The organism is Methylobacterium sp. FW306-05-D (genome assembly GCF_058782155.1).
Map to the genome: position 1 here is coordinate 20318 of NZ_JBYSXL010000020.1, position 21123 is coordinate 41440.

Sequence of the window (21123 nt, forward strand, 5' to 3'; positions counted from 1 at the left end):
CCTCTCGGACCGCCCCGGTGGGTCGGCCGCTCACTGACGAGTGTTCATATGCGTCAGGTATCAGGACCGCAAATCACCCGCCCCAGGGTTTCCTCCACCGTTGCGAAGTGATTCGTCCAGTTCGGCAGGGCGGCCTCCGCCACCCGGGCCGCGAGGTCGGCGCGCAGGGGTGAGGCCGATGCCGAGAGATCCTCCACCGTCCGGCGCCAGCCCGGGCCGTCGAGGGGATCGAGGAAGCGCGCGAATCCGGCGCCGATCTCCCGGTGGACCGCCAGGTCCGAGGCCACCACCGGAAGCCCGCAGGCGGCGGCCTCCACCACCGGCAGGCCGTAGCCCTCCGCGAAGGAGGGCATCAGCAGGGCGGTGGCCGAGCGCAGCAGGGCCGCCAGGCCGTGGCTCGACAGGCCGCCGACCTCGCTCACGTGGGTGCGGATGGCGGGGCAGCGCTCCAGCATGTCGATGATGTTCTCCGCCTCCCAGCCGCGCCGGCCGACGAGGACGAGGTGGGGCGTGTCCGGCCCGTGCCGCTCGGCGAGGTCGCGCCAGAGATGCAGCAGGGCCAGGTGGTTCTTGCGCGGCTCGATGGTGCCGCAGGCGACGAAGGTCGGACGCCCCGGCGTGAAGGACGGCCCCTCCCCCGCCGGCCGGAACACCGGCTCGACCCCGAGGAGCGCCACCGTCACGGGCCGGGCGGGCAGGCCCCGCGCCGCGCAGTGGCGGGCGAAGCGCGCGCCGACATCGCCGGAATTGACGAGCACGTGCGCGGCGTGGCGGGCGACGGTCTCCATCCGGACCCGGTGCCGCTCCGCCTCCCCGGGTCGGCCGTATTCCGGATAGTCGATGGGAATCAGGTCGTGGACGAAGAAGACGGGGCGGATGTCGCGCCGGTCGTAGAGCCAGTCGAAGCGCCCCGGCTTGTCGAGGCGCAGGTGCGAGGTGTGCAGGTAGACGGTTCCGGGGGGCAGGATCTCGGGGCCGCGCGCGCGCAGGACCGTCGCCCTGGTCCGGGCCTGGATGCGCCGCCTTTCCCCGCTGCCGTCGCGCTTCGCGAGGCCGGCCGGCAGGCCCGCCTCGGCGTCCGACCCGAGGGTCGCGGCGAGCCGGCGGTAGACCGGGTCCTGCGTCGCGTCGCGGTCCTCGACCCAGCCGGCCGCCACGGCCTCGACGATGGCGCGGGCCTCGGCCCGGCCCAGCACCCGCGGGCCGAACGCCGTCGAGACCAGCCCGAAGCGGTCTCCGTCCTGGGCCAGGACGTGGCGGGCATAGGCGAGATCGACCCGGTCGATGCCGCTCGGGCTGGCATGCCGCAGGCGGGTGATCAGGCGGGTCAGGTCGAAGGCGAGGCTCGGGACGGGCATGATCCTCCGGTGGCGTTCAGGTGCGGAGCCGTATGGCCTCTCCGCGCCTCGCGCCTATATGCGCACGCCTCAGCCCGAGGCTACCCGCGGCCGACGCCGCCAACGAGAGCAACGCTTCGTGTCTCCCGGATACCTGCCCTTCGCCGGCGCCCTCGACCTGCCCGCCTACACCTGTGACAATTGCGGCTTCTGGCAGCGCCATTTCGAGACCCCCGCCGCTTGCCCGATGTGCCTCGACGCCCGCCACGTGGTGCCGCAGAAGGGCTGGCAGTTCTGGACCGAGCGCGAGGCGCAGGCGCGCTTCCCCTGCCACTGGGAGGAGCTGGAGCCCGGTGTGTGGCGGTTCTGGAACGACCCCGTCTCGGGCATCGGCCCGAGCGCCTATCTGATCCAGACGCCGTCCGGGAACATGGGCTTCGAGGCCTGCCCGGTCTTCAGCGAGGCCGCCCTCCAGCACATCGCGGGGCTCGGTGGGATGCAGGTTCTGTCCTCCTCGCATCCGCACGCCTACGGCGCGCTCGTGCAGCTGCAGGACCGCTTCGACCCGGAACTCTGCCTGCCGGCCGCCGACTTCACCTGGAGCGCGGCGCTGCAGGTCTCCTGGCCCTACGACGACTTCCTGGAGCCTCTGCCCGGCCTCGAGCTCCACCGCACCGCCGGCCACTTCGACGGCCATGCCGTGCTGTTCGACCGATCGCGAAAAATTCTGTTCTGCGGCGACGCCCTCAAGTTCGAGCTCGACCCGCAGGATTTTCGGCGGGCGCTGACCATCTCGGCGCACAAGGCCTTCGTGCGCGGGGTGCCGCTCACCACGAATGAGCTGCGGCGCTACCGCGACGTCTTCGCCCAGCTCGACTTCACCCAGACCTGGACGCCCTTCGAGCCGGCCGCCAATTGCGGCCGGGCCGAGGTGCTGGCCCTGATCGACGGCATGCTGGCGACCCGCCCGCACGCCGCCCCGGTGCCGCTCGACACCCTGAGACGCTGAGGGCGCGTCAGCCCCGCGTCGCCGCGGTCTGGCCGAACATGACCTTCTTGGCCTCCTCGCTCATGGTCTTCCCGAAATCCGGGTTGACCTCCGGGGCGCGGGCATAGGCGGCCTTCGTGCCCGCGCGCTCGGCGATGGCGTGGAACCAGCGCTGGAGGTTCGGGAAGTCCTCGAGGCGCTGGCCCTGCTTCTCGTAGGGCACGATCCAGGGATAGGAGGCCATGTCGGCGATCGAGTACTCGGGGCCGGCGACGTACGGCCGGTCGGCGAGGCGCCGGTCGAGGACGCCGTAGAGCCGGTTCGTCTCCTTGACGTAGCGGTCGATGGCGTAGGGCACCTTTTCCGGCGCGTACTGGGTGAAGTGGTGGTTCTGGCCGAGCATGGGCCCGAGGCCGCCCATCTGCCAGAACAGCCACTGCAGCACCTCGGCGCGGCCGGCCACGTCGCGGGCGATGAAGCACCCGGTCTTCTCGGCGAGATAGAGCAGGATCGCACCGGATTCGAACAGCGAGACCGGGGCACCGCCACCGGCCGGGGCATGGTCAACGATCGCCGGCATGCGGTTGTTCGGGGCGAGCGCCAGGAAATCCGGTTTGAACTGGTCGCCCTTGCCGATGTTCACGGGCTTCAGGGTGTAGTCGAGCCCCGCCTCCTCGAGGAACATCGTGATCTTATGGCCGTTCGGGGTCGGCCAATAATACAGATCGATCATCGCGGTCTCCGGGCTGCGCGCCCGGGCTCCGCCCGGTCGCCTCGACGCCGAGGTGGGGCTCGGAGCGGGCAGGGTCAAGCTTGTGGCGCCCGGCCGCGACGGATCGCTCAAATGCGCGGCAGTTTCGCAAGCGGGTCTTCAGGGGCGTGTGGTTGCCTCGATGAAACGAGGGGGGCGGCATGATCAGCGCGATTTCGGCGAGCAGCGGCGGCCTCCAGGCCGCGACCCAGCGTTACGCCACGGCGGCCGAGGGCATCGCGGCGATCGGCACCAGCCTGCCGAGCGCGACCCAGGTCGATCTCTCGACCACCGCCGTCCAGCTCCTGCAGGAAAAGGCCAATGTCGGGATGAACACCGCCATCCTGAAATCCACGCTCGACTCCGAGCGCCGGGTCCTCGACATCCTGGCCTGAGGACCGGCGCCCCTCGAAGACATTCGAAGGATCGACGCCCATGACGATCACCGTTCCGATCACCCAGGTCGGCATCCTCCGGGCCACCGAGATCGTGCACGGCGCCCGGAACGACGCCGCCCGGCGCCACGAGACCGAGCCGCGCACCGTTTCCGTCGAGGTGGAGCGCGCGCCTGCGGCCGAGCGGGACGGGATGCCGGGCCAGCGCCGCGTGGTCGACCTACGCGTCTAGGGCCTCTCCGACCTCGCGGGATCTCGCCGGAAGCGGCTTGCATCGCCGCCTGCTGCGTTCTCGGGAGGGACCGGGGCGGTCAAGACGCGCGCCCGGAAAGCCCGGGCGGTCGCGACCTTGATCTCAGCTGATCCCAGCGCCAGCCGGAGCGGCTTCGGGCGTGGACAGGTCGCTCGAAGCCGGATGGGGAAACGGACCCGTTTTCGGAGGAGGATCGGGGCGGCCTCGGCCCGTGGCGCTCCACCGCTCGTTCGAGGGTCTCGACGGAGCCTCGCGGATGGAAGCACTCCGCCATCGGTCGCCGTCGTGCCGGGAGCGCAGGTCTTCGCGCGGGCACCATGGTCCGATGGCGGCCGGTGACGGCGGCCTCAGGCAGCCTTGCTCTTGTGTGCCGGGCGCTGCGCGGGGGCGTCGGCGTCGCGGCCCTTGGCGGCGATGTCGCGCAGCATCTTCACCATGGCGTCGGTCTGGTCGTCCGTGTTGTCCTCGAAGGTCGCTTCGGCGTTCCAGTCCTCGCCGCGGCGCAGCATGAGCACGGCGCCGGCCGCGGCGGCGCAAAGACTTCCCGTGAGGGGCGCGCACATCAAGGCGGTCCAGATGCCGTACGGCAACAGCAGCGCCGTGGAGATGATGCCTCCGCCGATGGCGGACAGTAAGATCAGAAACATCGAGCGACCCTCGTTCGAACCTCTATACCATGGTTCGCCCCCGAGGATGGGATGGGTTGCTGTCATCGTGACCGCCGCGTTAACGATCGGAATCGCATTGTTAAGACATTCGCGATGTTGCGCCGATCCGACGGCGGGCGGCGTCGCTCACGACCAGACCCGCAGGATGATCAGGAGCCCGACCGGCACGACGAACATCAGGGCGATCGCCCATTGGATGTCGCTGCGGGCGCGTTTGACCTCGGTCTCCAATGCGTCGATGCGCGCCTCCAGGGCGCGTATTTTCGCATCGTTCATATCCGGCTCCGTCGGTTCGGTTCGCTCCGGCGATGGTGGCGGGGCGCGATCGCGGCTGTCCAGAGAGGCGCGCGGCCGCGCGGGCGATTCAGGGGTTCGGTGTCTCCTCCGGCACGGGCCGAACGTTCCGCTCGATCCGCTTCAGGAGCTGGATCGCGCGACCGAGGGCCAGCATCACGAACCCGCCGATCGTGCCTCCGAGCGCCGGACCGAGATAGGCGCCCCCTTCGGAGGCCGGCGCGCCGGAGGAGGCGAGCAGGAAGAAGATCCCGAACGCGATGTGCAACGCCCCGGCAATGTAGAGAGTGAGTTTCACGAGGCGCCCCGTTGCTGTGAGGATGGTGTGTGGGCGCGGCAGCCTGTGGCGTTGCCTCGCCCGACGGTTCCGGGACGAGAACCGGCGAGAGCGACGGTCTACCCGCCGGGTGAGTCGCTCACTGGATCACCTCGCCGTCGGGCTTCAGTCCCCGCAGCGCTTCCCCCAGCACCTGATAGAGGGTCGACAGGGCCTCGTGTCCAAGGGGAATGCCGAACCGATCGCCGTCGATGGTCTTCAGGACGACGATCCCGACATCCTCCCCCATCAGGATGCCGGCCCTGGCCTCGCAGAGCGGAAACATGAACGGGCCCTCGCCGTCGAACTCGACCTGCTCGGCCGTCTCCAGCGCGAAGAACTGTTCCTGATCCGAGGTGCCGTCGTCGGCCATGCCCGTCCCCTGCTTTCCCGTACCGTGCAACGCGACCGTGTCCCGGCGGGCGGCTCCGCGCAACGACGGATTTCAGGACATCTTCGGCGCGTCAGCGAAGGGTCGTGGCGCCGGCCCGCAAACCGACGAACGCGGACCTGTCCACCGACGGGCGTGTCTTCGTCCCCGGGCCCGCGGGTCGCGAGCCCGCCTCGCCGGCTGCCGGGAAGAGCGTCCGGTCGACGCCCTCCCGAGGGTCGTCTCAGCCCAGGATCCAGTGCGCCAGCAGCATCACGGCCGAGCCGGCGACCGCCATGCCGAGCAGCGTCACGCTGCTGACCTGATCGACCTTGTCGACCGTGTTCCCGACCCGATGCTCCCGCTTCATGGAGGTGCTCTCGGGCCCGGCCCGGTTGGCGTCGGCGTTGAGGACGGGGTCGGTGGTCTGGCGCGGATTGGCGTCGAGATGGGTCAGCGTGGTCATCGGATGTCCTGTGGGTGGTGAGCGATGCGCTCGAGGGCCTGATCGGTGATCGCGCGGCGCGGCTTCAGGAGAACGAGCCGAAGCCTTCGAAGTCGGAGGCGGGCAGGACCGAGGCCGGCCTGTCCACGATGGCTCCGGCGGCCGGCTCGGCCCGCTCGTCGTGCACCAGGTCCAGCCGCTGGTTGCTGTTGGCCGCGGTCGCGGCGAAGTGCGCCTGCCGGGATGCGTTCGCCCAGGCGGACTCGTCGGGCGTGATGTGGTTGCGCATGCGGGAATCCCGTTGGTATGCCAGGGCTGTTCGGATGTGAGCAGGGAATGCACCGCGATGTCGGGCGTTCCTCACGCGCCTGGGTCTAAAGGGTCGCACGAGGGCGGCGCATGTCGGACGAGCAGGGCTCGGCGACCGGGGCGCCCGTCAGGGAGCGCGGAAACGGGCGGAGGATCTTCGCCCCCGTCCCTGACGTTGCGAGACCGCTCCGGAACGGCCGGTGTGCCCGGCGTCCCGGAGAAGCAGTCCGAGGACACCCCTTCATCTGCAGAAAGAGGCCAGTGCGGACAGCATATGGCTACAGATGACCCAAAACAGATCAGACAGATATGTCGATTGCAGAACTAAAAATTCATCGGCTCGTAATCTAAACCATAAATTAGAAATTTAGGTCCATCTTGATGGGAATACAAAAACAACCAATGAGATTATATCCGGGAAAGTTGGGTCGATGTTGTTCTCCTACTCTTCGTCCGATGCCAAGTTGCGGGCGCTCGACGCCACTCAGGCGACCATAGAATTCGACCTGAGCGGCACCGTCATCACTGCCAACAAGAACTTTCTCACGACGATCGGATACTCGTTGGAGGAGATTCGCTCGAAGCATCACAGCCTGTTCGTCGACCCGGACGAGCGCGCCACGCCGGCCTACCAGCAGTTCTGGGAGGCCCTGCGACGCGGCGAGGCTCAGACCGCCGAGTTCCGGCGCATCGGCAAGGGCGGACGCGAGGTCTGGATCCAGGGCTCCTACAGCCCCCTCATGGGCCGCAACGGCAAGCCCTACGGCGTGTTCAAGTGCGCCACCGACATCACCGCGCAGAAGCTGCGCAACGCCGATTTCGAGGGCAAGCTCAATGCGCTCGACCGCTCCCAGGGAATCATCGAGTTCGACCTCGACGGAAAGGTCGTCACGGCGAACGCGAACTTCCTCGCCATCGTCGGCTACGGTCTCGACGAGGTGCGCGGCCGCCATCATTCGATCTTCGTCGATGCCGCGGAGCGGGACGGCGCCGCCTACCGCGCGTTCTGGGATGCGCTCCGCGGCGGAACGTATCAGCGGGCCGAGTTCAAGCGCATCGGCAAGGGTGGTCGCGAAGCCTGGATCCAGGCGACCTACAACCCGGTGCGGGATGCCGCCGGCCGCGTGATGAAGGTCGTCAAGTTCGCCACCGACATCACCGAGGCCGTGACGGAGCGGCACCGGCGGGCCGACCTCCAGCGTGCCATCGACCGCGACCTCGACGGTGTCGCTTTCTCCGTCAGCCGGGCCTCCCGGCAGGCCACGAGCGCCGCGAGCGCGGCGGAACAGGCCTCCGGCAACACGCAGAGCGTCGCCGCGGGCGCCGAAGAGCTGGCCGCCTCGGTCGGCGAGATCAACCGCCAGGTCAATCGCTCGCTCCAGGTGACGGGGCGGGCCGTCGAGCAGGCGACCGCCACGTCGGTGGTGGTGGCCGGGCTGGCGACGGCGGCCCAGCGCATCGGCGAGGTCGTCGACATGATCGACAAGATCGCCAGCCAGACCAACCTTCTCGCCCTGAACGCGACCATCGAGGCCGCGCGGGCCGGCGAGGCCGGCAAGGGGTTCGCGGTCGTCGCGGCGGAGGTCAAGAGCCTGGCGGCGCAGACCGCCAAGGCGACGGAGAACATCACCAGCCAGATCGCCGCGACCCAGTCCGCCGCCAACGAGGCGGCCGCCGCGATCGCGGGGATCGGCGCGACCATCGGGGAGGTCAACGAGATCTCCGCCGCGATTTCGAGCGCGATCGAGCAGCAGGCCGCGGTGGCGCAGGAAATGTCGGCCAACATGCAGGCCATGACGAAAGCGGTCGCGGAGATCAGCCAGAACGTGAGCGCAATCGCCTCCTCGACCCAGGAGGTCGACGGCTCGACCCGTCAGGTCCGCGAGGCATCCCGCAGCATGGTGGCCTGAGCCCGGCGGTGCCGACCCAGGGGCCGGGAGTCCGGCTCCTCCGCGTGCTTCGCCGGGACTCCCGGGGGCGGGTTTCTCTCGTGGCGCCCCGGGACGGAATCCCCGTCTCGCCGCCTTCGAGAGTCCGCCAGCGCCCGAGCGGAACGGTATCGATCCGAAGACCGACCTCATCGAGAACCCGAGAAAGCTGAATTGTGGACGCTCTCCTTGTCGACGACAGTCAGACGATGCTGCTGCGGCTCCAGTACCTCCTGGAGCAGGAGCACGGGGCCTGCGTCACGGCGCTGACGAGTCCGGACCAGGCGCTCATCGAGGCGCAGACGCGGGCGTTCGACCTCATCCTGGTCGACCACCACATGCCGGTCATGGACGGCACCACCTTCATCCGGCGCATGCGCGCCATCCCGCATTACGCGCAGGTGCCGATCGTCATGGTCACCAGCGACGTGACCGACGCGGTCCGGTTGGCGGCCCTGGAAGCGGGGGCCTCCGATTTCCTGGACAAGAGACTGAAGGGCCTCGAACTGAGCGTCCGCCTGCGCAACCAGGTCAGGCTCGCGGCGGCCGTCCGCCGTCTCGACGATCAGGCGGCCTGGCTGGCCGGTGAGATCGAGACGTCGGTGCGTCACCTGCGCGAACGCGAGGAGGAGATCATCTTCCGCCTCGCGCTCGCGGTGGAATACCGGGACAACGACACCGGCAATCACACCTGGCGGGTCGCGCGCTACAGCCAGATCATCGCCGAGGCCCTGGGCCTGTCCCCCGAGCTCTGCCACCGCCTCTACCTCGCCGCGCCCCTGCACGATGTCGGCAAGGTCGCGGTGCCGGACGGCATCCTGCTCAAGAAGGGACCCCTGACGCCCCAGGAATTCGCGGTCGTGCGCACCCATACGGCGATCGGCCGGCGCATCCTGGACGACAGTACGTCGGAGCTGATCCGGCTCGCGGCCGAGATCGCCGAGGCCCACCACGAGAAGTGGGACGGCAGCGGCTACCCCAAGGGACTGGCGGGCGAGGCGATCCCGCTCTCGGCGCGGATCGTGGCCGTGGCCGACGTGTTCGACGCGCTGACGACGGTCCGACCCTACAAGGCGGCCATGCCCACGGAGGAGGCCCTGCGCTGTCTGCGCGCGGACAGCGGCCGGCATTTCGATCCGGATTGCGTCGCGGCCTTCGTGGCGCGCTGGCCGGACGTGCTCGCGGTCGGCGCGATGGCCACCGGGACGCGGGAGACCACGTTCGGGCGCCCCACGGCGCCCTGGGCCCGCGTGCCGGAACTGCTGCGCGAGGTGCAGGACGAGGGCCGCCTGCTGCCGGCCTAGCGAAGACCGACGATCCGATCCTCCCGGAATGCCTCGATCCGAGAGGGGACCGAAATCGGTGCGCGTTCCGGGAGGGTCGGTCCCGAACGCCACCGGCCGGCGCCGGCCATCGGCCAGATCGCCCCGTGCGCCGGTTGCCATTTGACCGCCGAAACCGTACTTCCCCTTTACGCGCAAGCGTGTCGGGGTGTAGCGCAGTCTGGTAGCGCATCTGGTTTGGGACCAGAGGGTCGTAGGTTCGAATCCTATCGCCCCGACCATTGTTTTCCGCCGAGGCTCCCTGGAGTTGGACGACCCGATGTCGAGCGCCCGCATCTACCAGCCCGCGAAGGATCCGACGCAGTCCGGGACGGCGCGCGCCAAGGCCTGGGTGCTCGAATTCGACCAGACGGCGCCGCGCGAGACCGACCCCCTGATGGGTTGGACCGGTTCCTCCGACATGCTGCAGCAGGTCCATCTCGAATTCGAGACCCGCGAGGAGGCCGTGGCCTACGCGACGCGGGCCGGCCTGTCCTACCGGGTCGAGGAGCCGCAGAAGCCGATCCTGCGCAAGGGTCTGTCCTACTCGGACAACTTCAAGTTCAACCGCACCGCGCCCTGGACGCATTGAGGGCGCCGCCTCCGGCGCGTCAGAGCTGGATCAGGATCGTGACGGCTCCGAAGATCAGGACGGAGCCGACCGCGGCGGCGAGCAGGATCAGGGCGGCGCGCGATTCGCGCAGGTCGTCGTTCATCATGGCCCCACGCTAGCGCCTGCGCCGGACGCCGCCAATCCTCCGATGGACCGGAGCCCCGGCGCGGGCCCCACGCTCAGAAGAAGATCGGCCGCGCGCTGGCATGGTGCTCGGCCAGCACCGCGTCGTTGGCCGGGTCGATCTCCTTCAGCACCGCATCGTAGCCCCAGAGATCGGCCAGGTGCTGCAGCACCCGCTTGGCGTCGTCCTTCTGCAGGGTGATGCGATTCAGCGCGCGGTGATGCACGATGAGGCGCCGGTCGCCTTCGAGGTCCACGTCCACCACCTCGATGTCCGGGTCGAGCCAGGCGACGTCGTATTGCCGGGCGAAGGAGCGGCGCATCTTGCGGTAGCCGCGCTCGTCGTGGATCGCCTCGACGTAGAGGTCGGACTCGTCGGGATCGTCGACGACGTGGAACAGCCGCATGTCGCGCATGAGCTTGGGCGAGAGGAACTGGGCGATGAAGCTCTCGTCGCGGTAGTTCGCCCAGATGTCGCGCAGGGTCGCCATGGCGTCCCCGGTGCCGGCGATCTCGGGGAACCACTCTCGGTCCTCCTGCGTCGGCTGCTCCACGATGCGGGCGATGTCCTGCATCATGGCGAACCCGATGGCATAGGGATTGTGACCGTTGTAGCCACGCTCGTTGTAGTTCGGCTGGCGCACGACGTTGGTGTGCGATTGCAGGAATTCGAGGTAGGCCGCCTCGCCGATCAGGCCCTTTTCCGAGAGGGAGTTCATGATCCGGTAGTGGCAGTAGGTGGCGCAGCCCTCGTTCATCACCTTGGTCTGGCGCTGCGGATAGAAGTACTGCGCCACCAGGCGGACGATGCGCAGGATCTCGCGCTGCCAGGGCCGCAGGCGCGGGGCCGCCTTCTCGAGGAAGTAGAGGATGTTTTCCTGCGGAAGTTCGAGGAGCGCCTTGCGCCGCTCCGCGGCAAGGTCGGGGCGGGCGCCGGCGACCTTCTGCGGCAGGGTGCGCCAGAGGTCGTTGTAGATCTGCTCGCCGTGCTCGGCGCGCTCGCGCTCCCGGCGCTGCTCGGAGGCGAGGTCGGGGCGCTTCTTGCGCGGGTAGCGGTGGACGCCCTGGCTCATCAGCGCGTGGGCGGCGTCGAGCACCGCCTCGACGGCGGCGTGGCCGTAGCGCTCCTCGCAGCGCGAGATGAAGCCCTTGGCGAAGTCGAGATAGTCGAGGATGCCCTCGGCGTCGGTCCACTGCTTGAACAGGTAGTTGTTCTTGAAGAAGTGGTTATGGCCGAAGGCCGCGTGGGCGATGACCAGCGTCTGCATCGTCGCCGTGTTCTCCTCCATGATGTAGGAGATGCACGGGTCCGAGTTGATGACGATCTCGTAGGCGAGCCCCATCATGCCGCGCCGGTAGCCGGCCTCGTGCTGGGCGAAGTGCTTGCCGAAGGACCAGTGCTTGTAGAACAGCGGCATGCCGATCGACGCGTAGGCGTCGAGCATCTGTTCGGCGGTGATGATCTCGATCTGGTTCGGGTACCAGGACAGGCCGAGTTCCGCGCCGGCGATCGACTCGCAGGCGTCGTGGATGCGCCGGATCGTGTCGAAATCCCAGTCGTTCCCGGTGAAGAGCGGCTCCTGGCCGCCGGAGATCCGCTGGGGCGTGGGGCGGATGATGCTGCCGACCATAGGATGTAGGCCTTCCTCGGAGGGTTCGTGTCCCGCGCGGCGCGCGGCCTCAGGCCTCGGCTTCCGCCCGGGCGTCCTTGCGCCCGAACAGTTCGCGGAACACCGGGTAGATGTCGCGTCGGTGGTTGACCTTGCGCATGGCGATGGGCGCGCCCGTCTTCGCCAGGCTCTCGTAGGTTCGCCACAGGGTGGTGCGGTGCTCGACGAAGCCGGCCCGCGGGCCGTTCTCGTCGCCGACCTCCAGGTAGGCGAAGTGCTGGCAGGCCGGCAGGATGTGGGCGCGCAGCAGCTCCGTCGAGGTCGGACCGTCGCTGGAGACGTTGTCGCCGTCCGACGCCTGCGCCGCGTAGATGTTCCAATCGTTGGGATCGTAGCGCTCGGCGATGACGCGCTTCATCTCGACCAGCGCCGAGGAGACCAGGGTGCCGCCGGTCTCGCGCGAGCCGAAGAACGTTTCCTCGTCCACCTCCGTCGCCTTGTCGGTGTGGCGGATGAAGACGATCTCCACGTGCCTGTAGCGCCGCGTCAGGAAGATGTGCAGCAGGATGTAGAAGCGCTTGGCGAGGTCCTTCATGTGCTCGGTCATCGAACCCGAGACGTCCATGAGGCAGAACATCACCGCCTGCGCCACCGGGCGCGGATAGGTCTCGAACCGGCGGTAGCGCAGGTCGAGGGGATCGACGTAGGGAATGCGCTTGGTGCGCTCGCGCAGGGCCGAGAGCGTCAGCAGCAGCTCCGGCAGGTCGGGATCGCTCGAGGGTGTCGCGGCGATGCGCGCCTCCAGGGCGGCGATCTCGTCGGGCTTCGGCCGCTTCAGGGCGATGCGGCGCGACATCGAATTGCGCAGGGTGCGCGTCAGGGCGAGGTTGGCCGGCGAGCCGGAGATGGTGTAGCCGGCCCGGCGCAGGCCTTCGGTCTCCACCACCGAGAGCCGGCGCTTGGCGAGATCGGGCAGTTCGAGGTCCTCGAGGAAGAGCTCGAGGAACTCCTCCCGGGTCAGCACGAAGCGGAAGGCGTCCTCGCTGTTCTCGGAGCCCTCGCCGCCCTCCCCCGAGCCCTTGCCGCCGCCGCCCGACGGCGGACGCTCGATTCGGTCGCCCTCCACGTAGGTCTTGTTGCCGGGCAGGATGTGGTCGTGCAGGCCGGTGCCGGGCTGGCGGGCGAAGCGCGGCTCGCGGACCCCGTCGGCCGGCACCGAGACGCGGCCGTCCTTGCCCAGGTCCTTGATGTCCTTCTCCCGCGCGGATTCCCGCACGGCGCGCTGGGCCACGTCCTTCACGCGGCGCAGGAAGCGCTGGCGGTTGGCGAGGCTCTTGCCCCCGGGATTCAGACGGCGGTCGACGATGTGCATCCGGTGTGTGTGCCTTCGCCCTCAAGACCAATGTGGGATCGACGGAGCGGGGCGGCCACCGTGGCGGCCGCCCCGTCACCGTGCGGACAAGGCTTGGTCGATGCCCTAGCCCGCCTGCTTCACCCGCATGTACCACTCGACCAGGCGGCGGACCTGCCGCTCGGTGTAGCCGCGGGCCACCATCCGGTCGACGAACTCGCCGTGCTTCTTCTCCGTCTCGCCGTCCTTCTTCGAGCCGAAGGAGATCACCGGCAGCAGCTCCTCGACTTGACTGAACATGCGCCGCTCGATGACCTCGCGCAGCTTCTCGTAGCTCGTCCAGGAGGGATTGCGGCCACCGTGCTGCGCCCGGGAGCGCAGGGCGAACTTCACCACCTCGTTGCGGAAGTCCTTCGGGTTCGCGATGCCGGCCGGCTTCTCGATCTTGGTCAGCTCCTGGTTGAGGAGTTCGCGGTTGAGGAGCTGCCCGGTCTCGGAATCCTTGAAGTCCTGGTCCTCGATCCACGCATCGGCATAGTCGATGTAACGGTCGAACAGGTTCTGGCCGTAATCGTGGTAGGATTCGAGGTAGGCCTTCTGGATCTCGTGGCCGATGAACTCCGCGTAGCGCGGAGCCAGCTCGGTCTTGATGAACTCCAGGTAGCGCTTCTCGGTCTCGGGCGGCAGCTGTTCGCGCCGCAGGGCCTGCTCCAGCACGTACATGAGGTGGACCGGATCGGCCGAGACCTCCGTGGTGTCGTGGTTGAAGGTCGCCGCCATCACCTTGAAGGCGAAGCGGGTCGAGATCCCGTCCATGCCCTCGTCGACGCCGGCGGCGTCCTTGTATTCCTGCATCGAGCGGGCGCGGGGATCGACCTCGCGCAGGGACTCGCCGTCGTAGACCCGCATCTTCGAGAAGGCGTTCGAATTGGCGTGCTCGCGCAGGCGCGAGAGCACCGAGAAGCGGGCCAGCATCTCCAGGGTGCCCGGCGCGCAGGCGGCCTCGGAGAGCTCCGAACCCGAGACCAGCTTCTCGTAGATGCGCTGCTCCTCGGTGACCCGGAGGCAGTACGGCACCTTGATCACGTAGATCCGGTCGATGAAGGCTTCGTTGTTCTTGTTGGTCTTGAAGGTCTGCCACTCGGACTCGTTCGAGTGGGCCAGGATCACGCCCGTGAACGGGATCGCGCCGATATTCTCGGTGCCGACGTAGTTGCCCTCCTGCGTCGCGGTGAGCAGGGGGTGCAGCATCTTGATCGGGGCCTTGAACATCTCGACGAATTCGAGGACGCCCTGGTTCGCCCGGTTGAGGCCGCCGGAGTAGGAGTAGGCGTCGGGATCGGCCTGCGAGAGGGTCTCCAGGCGCCGGATGTCGACCTTGCCGACGAGGCTGGAGATGTCCTGGTTGTTCTCGTCGCCGGGCTCGGTCTTGGCGATGGCGATCTGGCGCAGGCGCGAGGGCCGGACCTTGATGACCTTGAACTTCGAGATGTCGCCGTTGAACTCGTCGAGGCGCTTCAGAGCCCAGGGGCTCATCAGGCCGGTGAGGCGCCGCCGCGGGATGCCGTAGCGCTCCTGGATCTCAGGCCCCATCGTCTCGGGGTCGAACAGCCCCAGCGGGCTCTCGAAGACCGGGGACACCTCGTTGCCGGCCTTCAGCACGTAGATGGGGTGGGTCTCCATCAGGGCCTTGAGGCGCTCGGCGAGGGAGGACTTGCCGCCGCCGACGGGACCGAGCAGGTAGAGGATCTGCTTGCGCTCCTCCAGGCCCTGCGCCGCGTGGCGGAAGAACGAGACGATGCGCTCGATCGTCTCCTCCATGCCGTAGAACTCGGCGAAGGCGGGATAGACCCGGATGGTCCGGTTCATGAACACGCGCCCCAGGCGCGGGTCCTTCGCTGTGTCCACGAATTCCGGCTTGCCGATGGCCTCGAGGATGCGCTCGGCGGCGGAGGCGTACATCAAGGGTTCGTCGCGGCACGCTTCGAGATACTCGGAGAGGCTCATCTCCGTATCGCGACGCGCCTCGTAGCCACGGGCGAAGCTCTGGAACAGGTCGTTCGTCGACGGCATAGGCTTTCCGATCCCCTCACGACAGCGACAGCTTCATCCTGTCTCGCCTTGGATGCAACTGACAGGCCCAGTTTTGTCGCAGCGCATTCACGACGGAATTTGGGCGTGTGATGCGTGCCACAGTGCAACACTCGGACCGGTCACCCGGGTTCGGGGCCGAGGCCGCGGACGCCGGTGCGCCGCGGCCCCGGGGCAGGCTCACAGGTCGGTGGACTCCTTCTTGGCCGCATCGGGCTTGGCCGCTCCCACCGTGATCTTGATGTTCTGGGTCTGGACGTTCCCGTCGGAATCCTTGACGTCCACCGTCACCTCGTCGCTGCCGGTGAAGCCGTCCTTGCTCTGGTAGAACACCGCCTGGACCGCGGCCTCCTTGCTGGGGCAGCGGTACTTCGCCGGGGTCTTGATCTTGCCGACCTTGGTGATGAGCGAGCCGTTCTTCGGCGCGCCGCTGACCCGGATCTCCGGCATCGGGCCGGTGGAGCAGTCCTTCTTCAGGTTCGGCACGATGGCGAGGCGCACGCTCTTGCCGCTGGCGGCGGTCTCGCTGCGGGTGACCGTGGTCTGCGCCAGGGCCGGCCCGGCCAGGAGGGCGCCGGCGGTCAGGAGGGTGAGGGAACGGGCGAGCAGCATGCGGGACGAACTCCGATCACGCCGGGCGATCCGCGCGGGACGCGGGGGATTCGGTCCGGGTGCAGCGGATGTGGGGATCGCGGGCGCGGGCGTCGAGTGGGCGCGGGCCGTCTCGGACGTCCGGAGCCCTCCCGTCCTTAGAGGTCGCCTTCGATGTCCCCGGCCGGTTCCGGCGGCAGGCGCAGGCCGGCGAGCGCCGCGCGACAGGCCCGCAGGTCGTCCAGGGCCGCTTCGAGCACCGCCCGCTGCGCCTCGGTGAGCGCGTCTCCGGCAGGCGGTCCGCCCAGCGGGCCGGCCGCCGGTGCCTCGTGCTCGGCATCCTGGAGCGAGGGGGCGGCCGCCACGACCTCGCCGCGCCCCACCGACTGGACGAAGCGCAGGCCGCGCTCCCGCAGCACGCGCTGGGCGCCCTTGATGGTGTAGCCCTGCCCGTGCAGCAGGCGCTTGATGCCTTTGAGGAGATCGACGTCGTCGGGGCGGTAGTAGCGCCGGCCGCCGGCCCGCTTGACCGGGCGGATCTGGGTGAAGCGCGTCTCCCAGAAGCGCAGGACGTGCTGCGGCACGTCGAGTTCGTCGGCGGCTTCCTTGATGGTGCGGAAGGCGCCCGCGCTCTTCTCGGGGGCCTCGCGCACGGGCGTCTCCCCGTCGCGAGGGTCTGACTTCGTTTCGTCGATCCGCGCGGCGAGGGACATGGCGGGCCTATTCGTCGTCGTGCTCGGCCGCGCCGTTCAGGCCGTTGATCCGGGCCTTGAGCACGTTCGAGGGCTTGAACACCATGACCTGGCGCGGCTCGATCGCCACCTCGACGCCGGTCTTGGGGTTGCGCCCGACCCGGCGGCCCTTGCTGCGCACCACGAAGGAACCGAACGACGAGAGCTTCACCGTCTCACCGCTCGCGAGGCAGGCGCAGATCTCGGACAGAACCGTCTCGACCAGGGCGGAGGACTCGGTCCGCGAGAGGCCGACCTGCTGGTAGACGGCCTCGCTCAAATCGGCGCGTGTGACCGTCTTTCCTGTCATGCGACATTCCCCAAGGCGATTCGAGTTTTCTTAGTATCTCTATGATTGCGCACGCTAATCGGCGTTCATCCTGCGGTCAACCTTGCGTGAGGTCCCGTTTTCAGAACGCCCCGCCCCTACCAGCGGATGAGGGCCGCGCCCCAGGTGAATCCGCCGCCGATCGCCTCGATCATCACAAGGTCGCCGGGCCGGATCCGGCCGTCCTTGCGGGCGACGTCGAGGGCCAGGGGGATCGAGGCGGCCGAGGTGTTGCCGTGCCGGTCCACGGTCAGCACCACCTTCTCGCGGGCGATGCCGAGCTTGTCGGCCGAGGCCTCGATGATCCGCCGGTTGGCCTGGTGCGGAACGAACCAGGCGAGGTCCTCCGCCGTGGTGCCGGACGCCCGGAAGGCGTCGTCGATCACGTCGGTGACGGAACCGACGGCGAAGCGGAACACCTCCTTGCCGGTCATCCGCAGGTGGCCGGTGGTGCCGGTGGAGCCCGGGCCGCCGTCCACGTAGAGCTTGTCGCGGTGGCGCCCGTCCGAGCGCAGGCTCGCGGTGAGCACGCCGCGGTCGGCGCTGGTGCCCTCCCCTTCGCGGGCCTCCAGCACCACGGCGCCGGCGCCGTCGCCGAACAGGACGCAGGTGGTGCGGTCCTCCCAGTCGAGGATCCGCGAGAAGGTCTCGGCGCCGACGACCAGGGCGCGCCGGGCGCTGCCCGTGCTCAGGAACTTGTCGGCCACGGTCACGGCGTAGACGAAGCCGGCGCAGACCGCCTGGACGTCGAAGGCGAAGCCGCCGCGCAGGCCCAGGGCCGCCTGGATCTCGGTGGCGGTGGACGGGAAGGTGTGGTCGGGCGTCGAGGTGGCGCAGATGATCAGATCGATGTCGTCGGCGGCCAGACCCGCCTCGTCGAGGGCGGCCCGTGCGGCGCGGGCACCGAGGACCGAGGTGGTCTCGGTGGCGTCCGCAAGGTAGCGCTGGCGGATGCCGGTGCGCTGCACGATCCAGTCGTCGGAGGTGTCGACGGTGCGGCTGAGCTCCTCGTTGGTGACGCATCGGGCCGGCAGGGCGGAGCCGCAACCGACGACGACGGAGCGCAGGACTCGTCCTGGGGGGACCGTCATGGGGCCGTCCTTCTGTTCGCGGGCCGGCTCACTCACGATGCGGCCGCAGCCGGCGTCAGGTCGAGCATGTCGCGGATGGTGCGCATCAGGTCGTGCCGCGCCATGTCGTGGGCGAGGTCGACGGCCGCCGCGAAGCCGTGCGCGTCCTCGGAGCCGTGGCTCTTGATGACGATGCCCTCGAGGCCGAGGAACACGCCGCCGTTGGCCCGGCTCGGGTTCATCTTGTCCCGCAGGGCCTTGAAGGCGTGGCGGGCGAAGAAGTAGCCGATCTTGGCCGAGAGGGTCCGGCTCATGGCGGCCCGCAGGTAGCTGCCGATCTGCTTGGCCGTGCCCTCGGCGGTCTTCAGGGCGATGTTGCCGGTGAAGCCCTCGGTGACGACGACGTCCACCGTGCCCTTGCCGAGGTCGTTGCCCTCGACGAAGCCGTGATAGGCGAGGTTCGGCAGGTCGGTCTCGCGCAGGTACCGCGCCGCTTCCTTGACCGCCTCGTTGCCCTTCATCTCCTCGGTGCCGACGTTGAGGAGCCCGACGGTCGGCCGATCGAGGTCGAACACGATCCGGGCCATGGCGGAGCCCATCACCGCCATCTCGACGAGGTGCTCGGCATCGGTGCCGATGGTGGCGCCGACGTCGAGGACCACGCTCTCGCCGCGCACCGTCGGCCAGAGGCAGGCGATGGCCGGGCGCTCGATGCCCGCCAAAGTCTTCAGGCAGATCTTGGACATCGCCATCAGGGCGCCGGTGTTGCCGGCCGAGACGGCGGCATCGGCCTCACCGTCCTTCACCGCCTGGATGGCGCGCCACATCGAGGACTTGCCGCGCCCGGAGCGCACCGCCTGGCTCGGCTTCTCGTCCATGGCGATCGCCATGGTCGTGTGGCGGATCTCGACGGCGCCCTTTAGGCGCGGCTCGGCGGCCACCAACGGCGTGAGGATGGCTTCATCCCCGAACATCAGGAACGTCATCTCGGGATGGCGCTCGCGGGCGATGGCGGCGCCGGGCACCACGGTCGTGGGGCCGTGGTCGCCGCCCATGGCGTCGAGCGAGATGCACACTCTCTGGGACATGGTGGGTGGCCGGTGGCCTCTGATACGCGGAAGGGCTGCCTCCCGGCGGGAAGGCATCACGGTGGACGGGGTGCCGGCGGACGACCGGCCCCCTGCCCGGCGCGGCGGAAAATAGCGATTGAGGCCCGGCGGGCAAACGAAATCTGAACCTTTCGCGGAACGCCGTCCCGGCGAAGGCCCGGCCGGCTCAGTCGTTGGCCGGCTTCAGGCCGCGCAGGGCGGCCAGCGGCGGCTCGTCCATGTCCTCGATATGGGGCGCGAAGGCGACGCCGGGCTTGCGTGGATAGGGGTCGAGCCCGAGGGCCAGGAACTCGGCCGTGATGGTGCCGAAGTCGATCTTGCCGCCGACGATCGGATCGGGAACGTCGGCATCCTCCGCATCGGTCCCGGCGAGCCGGTCGGTGTCGGTGAACAGCAGGTCCACCGGCTCCGAGACGGGGCCCTCGAACGGTTCGAGGGACACCGTGCAGACCTGCGTCACCTGGGCGGTCACGGTCCCGCGCACCCGGAAGGCCGAGGCCGGGCCGCTCGTCTCGAAGGTTCCCGTGAGGTCGCGGATGGCCGGGATTCCGAAATCCGCGGCGAGCGCCGTGCATTCCTCCGGGCTCGCCGTGACGACGAGGCGGCCGTCGCTGCGGCGCAGGCGGTCGACGCTGACGGCCCGCGAGAGCGGACCAGGCTCGTCGCGGCGCGGGGTGTCGTGGCGAGGCTTGTCGTGAGGGGGCTTGTCGTGACGGGTCATGGAACTGTCCGTGTCGTGGCGCCCTCCGGCCCGGCAGGCGGAGCGGCGAAGGTGTGCGGCGGTGGGAAGGCCGGCCCGAGGCCGATCAGGCCGTCGAGGTCGGACCGGGCCAGGGCGGCATCGCCGGCGACGACGTAGCGGGCGAGCCCGGCCGCCGCCTCCGGCGCGTCCAGGCCGAGGACGTTGCGGGCGAGCGCGGCCGTCAGGGCCGTCGCATCCCCGGCATCGAGGGCGGCATCGTAGCCCTCGGCACGGCCGTAGAAGGCCGAGCCGAGCTTCTTCATGCGCTTCGGCACCCCGAAATCGCCGATACCGGATTCCCGCAGCGACGAATCGAGCTGCAGGAAGACCGAATTCACGAGGTCCTGCGCCACGTCCGCGGCCGGCTCGGGCAGCCGGTTCAGGCGCCGCAGCACCAGGATGACGTGCAGGATCAGGCACTCGAACCGGCCCTCCAGCGTGTCCGGCACGCCGAGACGCAGGTAGAGGTCCGGATGCCGCGCCGCCTCGTTGACGCGGCCGTGCAGCGTCTCGATCACCCGCTCGCGCGGGCTCGAGCGCCCCCAGCCGCGCAGCCGGTCGAGGAGTCCCGTCATCATGCGCGTCTCCCCCGGCCCGCGGCCTCGGAACCGCTGCGGACGGCCGGCGGGTGTGGCCGGGCTTGCCTTGTCAAAACCATAACCCCGCGTTACGGCAGCGAACGGTCAAGGTGCAACCTCCATCGGGATTCTTCCGCCCTCGGTGCCGGGTCGGCATCGGGGCCGCGGGATGCCTTCCTGGAAGATGCCCTCGCGGAGGACGCCTTCCGGGAGTCGCCTTCACGGAAGACGCGTTCAGTTTCTCACTGTCAGCAAGGGTGGCCGATGTCGCGCCGTCTCGTCTCGTCGCTCGCTCGCCTCGCCGTCCTCGGCGTGATCGGAGCCGGTGTGTCCGGCTGCATCGGCGAGGACATCCGCCACGGCTACCAGATCGACCAGGCGGCCCTCGCCACGGTGAAGCCCGGCATGAGCGCCGAGCAGGTGCTGCAGATCCTCGGTACGCCCTCCACCGTCTCCACCGTCGGCAACAAGTCCTGGTACTACATCAGCCAGAACACGCGCCGCACGGTCCTGTTCCTCGGCGAGCAGGTCGAGGACCAGAAGGTCACCGCCGTCTATTTCACCCCGGCCTTCAAGGTCGAGCGCGTGGCGCTCTACGGCCTGCAGGACGGCAAGGTGTTCGACTTCATCGAGCGCACCACGCCGACCAGCGGCGCCGACCGCGCCTTCCTCAGCCAGCTCTTCCGCGGCCTGACCAAGTACGAGCCGTTCGGCAGCGGGTCCGGCGCCAGCGTGGTTCCGGGCGCCAATCGCGGCCTCTGACCGGCCTGGTCCGCGCGGGCGGGCCCGGTCGGCTGTCCAATGGGCCGG

25 protein-coding genes and 1 tRNA gene are annotated in these 21123 nt (G+C 69.1%); 8 read left to right on the forward strand and 18 right to left on the reverse strand.

Annotation, left to right across the window (positions count from 1 at the left end; translation table 11 throughout):
* Nucleotides 1-53: 53 nt before the first annotated feature.
* Entirely contained in the window at nucleotides 54-1358 is a 1305-nt protein-coding gene (locus AC3WLN_RS09595; RefSeq protein ID WP_492480782.1) for a glycosyltransferase family 4 protein, read from the reverse strand.
* Between the two features lie 118 nt (nucleotides 1359-1476).
* On the opposite strand from AC3WLN_RS09595, the gene AC3WLN_RS09600 reads away from it, so the two are divergent.
* Nucleotides 1477-2346, forward strand: coding sequence for an MBL fold metallo-hydrolase (locus AC3WLN_RS09600; RefSeq protein ID WP_492480783.1), 870 nt, complete (start codon nucleotides 1477-1479; stop codon nucleotides 2344-2346).
* A gap of 7 nt (nucleotides 2347-2353) precedes the next feature.
* Here the strand turns inward: AC3WLN_RS09600 and AC3WLN_RS09605 are convergent, their stop codons facing one another.
* Complete coding sequence (locus AC3WLN_RS09605; protein WP_492480784.1) at nucleotides 2354-3058, reverse strand: glutathione binding-like protein; 705 nt, start codon at nucleotides 3056-3058, stop codon at nucleotides 2354-2356.
* Between the two features lie 179 nt (nucleotides 3059-3237).
* Here AC3WLN_RS09605 and AC3WLN_RS09610 point away from each other — a divergent pair, with 179 nt between their 5' ends.
* The gene (locus tag AC3WLN_RS09610; RefSeq protein ID WP_492480785.1) at nucleotides 3238-3471 is read left to right on the forward strand and encodes a hypothetical protein; all 234 of its coding nucleotides are present in this window, start codon (nucleotides 3238-3240) and stop codon (nucleotides 3469-3471) included.
* Nucleotides 3472-3511: 40 nt separating this feature from the next.
* Nucleotides 3512-3703: a hypothetical protein gene (locus AC3WLN_RS09615; RefSeq protein ID WP_492480786.1), complete on the forward strand. Its 192-nt coding sequence runs from the start codon at nucleotides 3512-3514 to the stop codon at nucleotides 3701-3703.
* A gap of 368 nt (nucleotides 3704-4071) precedes the next feature.
* Here the strand turns inward: AC3WLN_RS09615 and AC3WLN_RS09620 are convergent, their stop codons facing one another.
* The 6 genes from AC3WLN_RS09620 to AC3WLN_RS09645 form a co-directional block, all read right to left on the reverse strand.
* On the reverse strand, nucleotides 4072-4371 hold the full coding sequence (locus tag AC3WLN_RS09620; RefSeq protein WP_492480787.1) for a hypothetical protein: 300 nt from the start codon (nucleotides 4369-4371) through the stop codon (nucleotides 4072-4074).
* 147 nt (nucleotides 4372-4518) lie between these two features.
* Nucleotides 4519-4668 (reverse strand): hypothetical protein, encoded by a 150-nt coding sequence (locus AC3WLN_RS09625; RefSeq protein WP_492480788.1) that lies wholly within the window; start codon nucleotides 4666-4668, stop codon nucleotides 4519-4521.
* 88 nt (nucleotides 4669-4756) lie between these two features.
* Nucleotides 4757-4984, reverse strand: coding sequence for a hypothetical protein (locus AC3WLN_RS09630; protein ID WP_492480789.1), 228 nt, complete (start codon nucleotides 4982-4984; stop codon nucleotides 4757-4759).
* A 118-nt stretch (nucleotides 4985-5102) separates the two neighbouring features.
* Nucleotides 5103-5375, reverse strand: a complete 273-nt coding sequence (locus AC3WLN_RS09635) for a hypothetical protein (protein WP_492480790.1) — start codon at nucleotides 5373-5375, stop codon at nucleotides 5103-5105.
* 241 nt (nucleotides 5376-5616) lie between these two features.
* On the reverse strand, nucleotides 5617-5838 hold the full coding sequence (locus AC3WLN_RS09640; protein WP_463776353.1) for a hypothetical protein: 222 nt from the start codon (nucleotides 5836-5838) through the stop codon (nucleotides 5617-5619).
* Between the two features lie 64 nt (nucleotides 5839-5902).
* Complete coding sequence (locus tag AC3WLN_RS09645) at nucleotides 5903-6106, reverse strand: hypothetical protein (protein ID WP_492480791.1); 204 nt, start codon at nucleotides 6104-6106, stop codon at nucleotides 5903-5905.
* A 451-nt stretch (nucleotides 6107-6557) separates the two neighbouring features.
* Between AC3WLN_RS09645 and AC3WLN_RS09650 the strand changes: the two genes are divergently transcribed.
* The 4 genes from AC3WLN_RS09650 to AC3WLN_RS09665 all read left to right on the forward strand — a co-directional run bounded on the left by AC3WLN_RS09650 (nucleotide 6558) and on the right by AC3WLN_RS09665 (nucleotide 9968).
* A complete protein-coding gene (locus tag AC3WLN_RS09650) occupies nucleotides 6558-8036 on the forward strand; it encodes a methyl-accepting chemotaxis protein (protein ID WP_492480792.1) in 1479 nt (492 codons plus the stop codon).
* 194 nt (nucleotides 8037-8230) lie between these two features.
* Nucleotides 8231-9358, forward strand: coding sequence for an HD domain-containing phosphohydrolase (locus tag AC3WLN_RS09655; RefSeq protein WP_492480793.1), 1128 nt, complete (start codon nucleotides 8231-8233; stop codon nucleotides 9356-9358).
* Between the two features lie 183 nt (nucleotides 9359-9541).
* Nucleotides 9542-9618 (forward strand) — tRNA-Pro (locus AC3WLN_RS09660).
* Between the two features lie 38 nt (nucleotides 9619-9656).
* The gene (locus AC3WLN_RS09665; protein ID WP_055950667.1) at nucleotides 9657-9968 is read left to right on the forward strand and encodes an ETC complex I subunit; all 312 of its coding nucleotides are present in this window, start codon (nucleotides 9657-9659) and stop codon (nucleotides 9966-9968) included.
* Nucleotides 9969-10168: 200 nt separating this feature from the next.
* Here the strand turns inward: AC3WLN_RS09665 and AC3WLN_RS09670 are convergent, their stop codons facing one another.
* The 10 genes from AC3WLN_RS09670 to AC3WLN_RS09715 all read right to left on the reverse strand — a co-directional run bounded on the left by AC3WLN_RS09670 (nucleotide 10169) and on the right by AC3WLN_RS09715 (nucleotide 20310).
* A complete protein-coding gene (locus AC3WLN_RS09670; protein WP_463776336.1) occupies nucleotides 10169-11743 on the reverse strand; it encodes a SpoVR family protein in 1575 nt (524 codons plus the stop codon).
* A 49-nt stretch (nucleotides 11744-11792) separates the two neighbouring features.
* On the reverse strand, nucleotides 11793-13094 hold the full coding sequence (locus AC3WLN_RS09675; protein WP_463776333.1) for a YeaH/YhbH family protein: 1302 nt from the start codon (nucleotides 13092-13094) through the stop codon (nucleotides 11793-11795).
* A gap of 105 nt (nucleotides 13095-13199) precedes the next feature.
* Nucleotides 13200-15146, reverse strand: a complete 1947-nt coding sequence (locus AC3WLN_RS09680; RefSeq protein ID WP_492480794.1) for a PrkA family serine protein kinase — start codon at nucleotides 15144-15146, stop codon at nucleotides 13200-13202.
* A gap of 198 nt (nucleotides 15147-15344) precedes the next feature.
* Nucleotides 15345-15776, reverse strand: a complete 432-nt coding sequence (locus AC3WLN_RS09685) for a 4-aminobutyrate aminotransferase (RefSeq protein WP_492480795.1) — start codon at nucleotides 15774-15776, stop codon at nucleotides 15345-15347.
* Nucleotides 15777-15913: 137 nt separating this feature from the next.
* A complete protein-coding gene (locus tag AC3WLN_RS09690; protein WP_492480796.1) occupies nucleotides 15914-16468 on the reverse strand; it encodes a MerR family transcriptional regulator in 555 nt (184 codons plus the stop codon).
* Between the two features lie 7 nt (nucleotides 16469-16475).
* Entirely contained in the window at nucleotides 16476-16796 is a 321-nt protein-coding gene (locus AC3WLN_RS09695; protein ID WP_056474070.1) for an integration host factor subunit alpha, read from the reverse strand.
* 116 nt (nucleotides 16797-16912) lie between these two features.
* Entirely contained in the window at nucleotides 16913-17905 is a 993-nt protein-coding gene (locus AC3WLN_RS09700; RefSeq protein WP_492480797.1) for a beta-ketoacyl-ACP synthase III, read from the reverse strand.
* A gap of 32 nt (nucleotides 17906-17937) precedes the next feature.
* Complete coding sequence (plsX, locus tag AC3WLN_RS09705; protein ID WP_492480798.1) at nucleotides 17938-18972, reverse strand: phosphate acyltransferase PlsX; 1035 nt, start codon at nucleotides 18970-18972, stop codon at nucleotides 17938-17940.
* Nucleotides 18973-19159: 187 nt separating this feature from the next.
* Entirely contained in the window at nucleotides 19160-19714 is a 555-nt protein-coding gene (locus AC3WLN_RS09710; RefSeq protein WP_492480799.1) for a YceD family protein, read from the reverse strand.
* A complete protein-coding gene (locus tag AC3WLN_RS09715; RefSeq protein WP_492480822.1) occupies nucleotides 19711-20310 on the reverse strand; it encodes a ubiquinol-cytochrome C chaperone family protein in 600 nt (199 codons plus the stop codon). The genes AC3WLN_RS09710 and AC3WLN_RS09715 overlap by 4 nt, the downstream gene beginning before the upstream one ends.
* A 267-nt stretch (nucleotides 20311-20577) precedes the next feature.
* Between AC3WLN_RS09715 and AC3WLN_RS09720 the strand changes: the two genes are divergently transcribed.
* Entirely contained in the window at nucleotides 20578-21075 is a 498-nt protein-coding gene (locus tag AC3WLN_RS09720) for an outer membrane protein assembly factor BamE (protein ID WP_492480800.1), read from the forward strand.
* Nucleotides 21076-21123 lie beyond the last annotated feature (48 nt).

Bases quoted from the DNA above. Each gene is read 5' to 3' on its own strand.
- AC3WLN_RS09595 (WP_492480782.1), bottom strand. From the start codon at position 1,358: ATGCCCGTCCCGAGCCTCGCCTTCGACCTGACCCGCCTGATCACCCGC.
- AC3WLN_RS09605 (WP_492480784.1), bottom strand. From the start codon at position 3,058: ATGATCGATCTGTATTATTGGCCGACCCCGAACGGCCATAAGATCACG.
- AC3WLN_RS09610 (WP_492480785.1), top strand. From the start codon at position 3,238: ATGATCAGCGCGATTTCGGCGAGCAGCGGCGGCCTCCAGGCCGCGACC.
- AC3WLN_RS09615 (WP_492480786.1), top strand. From the start codon at position 3,512: ATGACGATCACCGTTCCGATCACCCAGGTCGGCATCCTCCGGGCCACC.
- AC3WLN_RS09620 (WP_492480787.1), bottom strand. From the start codon at position 4,371: ATGTTTCTGATCTTACTGTCCGCCATCGGCGGAGGCATCATCTCCACG.
- AC3WLN_RS09625 (WP_492480788.1), bottom strand. From the start codon at position 4,668: ATGAACGATGCGAAAATACGCGCCCTGGAGGCGCGCATCGACGCATTG.
- AC3WLN_RS09635 (WP_492480790.1), bottom strand. From the start codon at position 5,375: ATGGCCGACGACGGCACCTCGGATCAGGAACAGTTCTTCGCGCTGGAG.
- AC3WLN_RS09640 (WP_463776353.1), bottom strand. From the start codon at position 5,838: ATGACCACGCTGACCCATCTCGACGCCAATCCGCGCCAGACCACCGAC.
- AC3WLN_RS09645 (WP_492480791.1), bottom strand. From the start codon at position 6,106: ATGCGCAACCACATCACGCCCGACGAGTCCGCCTGGGCGAACGCATCC.
- AC3WLN_RS09650 (WP_492480792.1), top strand. From the start codon at position 6,558: ATGTTGTTCTCCTACTCTTCGTCCGATGCCAAGTTGCGGGCGCTCGAC.
- AC3WLN_RS09665 (WP_055950667.1), top strand. From the start codon at position 9,657: ATGTCGAGCGCCCGCATCTACCAGCCCGCGAAGGATCCGACGCAGTCC.
- AC3WLN_RS09670 (WP_463776336.1), bottom strand. From the start codon at position 11,743: ATGGTCGGCAGCATCATCCGCCCCACGCCCCAGCGGATCTCCGGCGGC.
- AC3WLN_RS09675 (WP_463776333.1), bottom strand. From the start codon at position 13,094: ATGCACATCGTCGACCGCCGTCTGAATCCCGGGGGCAAGAGCCTCGCC.
- AC3WLN_RS09680 (WP_492480794.1), bottom strand. From the start codon at position 15,146: ATGCCGTCGACGAACGACCTGTTCCAGAGCTTCGCCCGTGGCTACGAG.
- AC3WLN_RS09685 (WP_492480795.1), bottom strand. From the start codon at position 15,776: ATGCTGCTCGCCCGTTCCCTCACCCTCCTGACCGCCGGCGCCCTCCTG.
- AC3WLN_RS09690 (WP_492480796.1), bottom strand. From the start codon at position 16,468: ATGTCCCTCGCCGCGCGGATCGACGAAACGAAGTCAGACCCTCGCGAC.
- AC3WLN_RS09695 (WP_056474070.1), bottom strand. From the start codon at position 16,796: ATGACAGGAAAGACGGTCACACGCGCCGATTTGAGCGAGGCCGTCTAC.
- AC3WLN_RS09700 (WP_492480797.1), bottom strand. From the start codon at position 17,905: ATGACGGTCCCCCCAGGACGAGTCCTGCGCTCCGTCGTCGTCGGTTGC.
- plsX (WP_492480798.1), bottom strand. From the start codon at position 18,972: ATGTCCCAGAGAGTGTGCATCTCGCTCGACGCCATGGGCGGCGACCAC.
- AC3WLN_RS09710 (WP_492480799.1), bottom strand. From the start codon at position 19,714: ATGACCCGTCACGACAAGCCCCCTCACGACAAGCCTCGCCACGACACC.
- AC3WLN_RS09715 (WP_492480822.1), bottom strand. From the start codon at position 20,310: ATGACGGGACTCCTCGACCGGCTGCGCGGCTGGGGGCGCTCGAGCCCG.
- AC3WLN_RS09720 (WP_492480800.1), top strand. From the start codon at position 20,578: ATGTCGCGCCGTCTCGTCTCGTCGCTCGCTCGCCTCGCCGTCCTCGGC.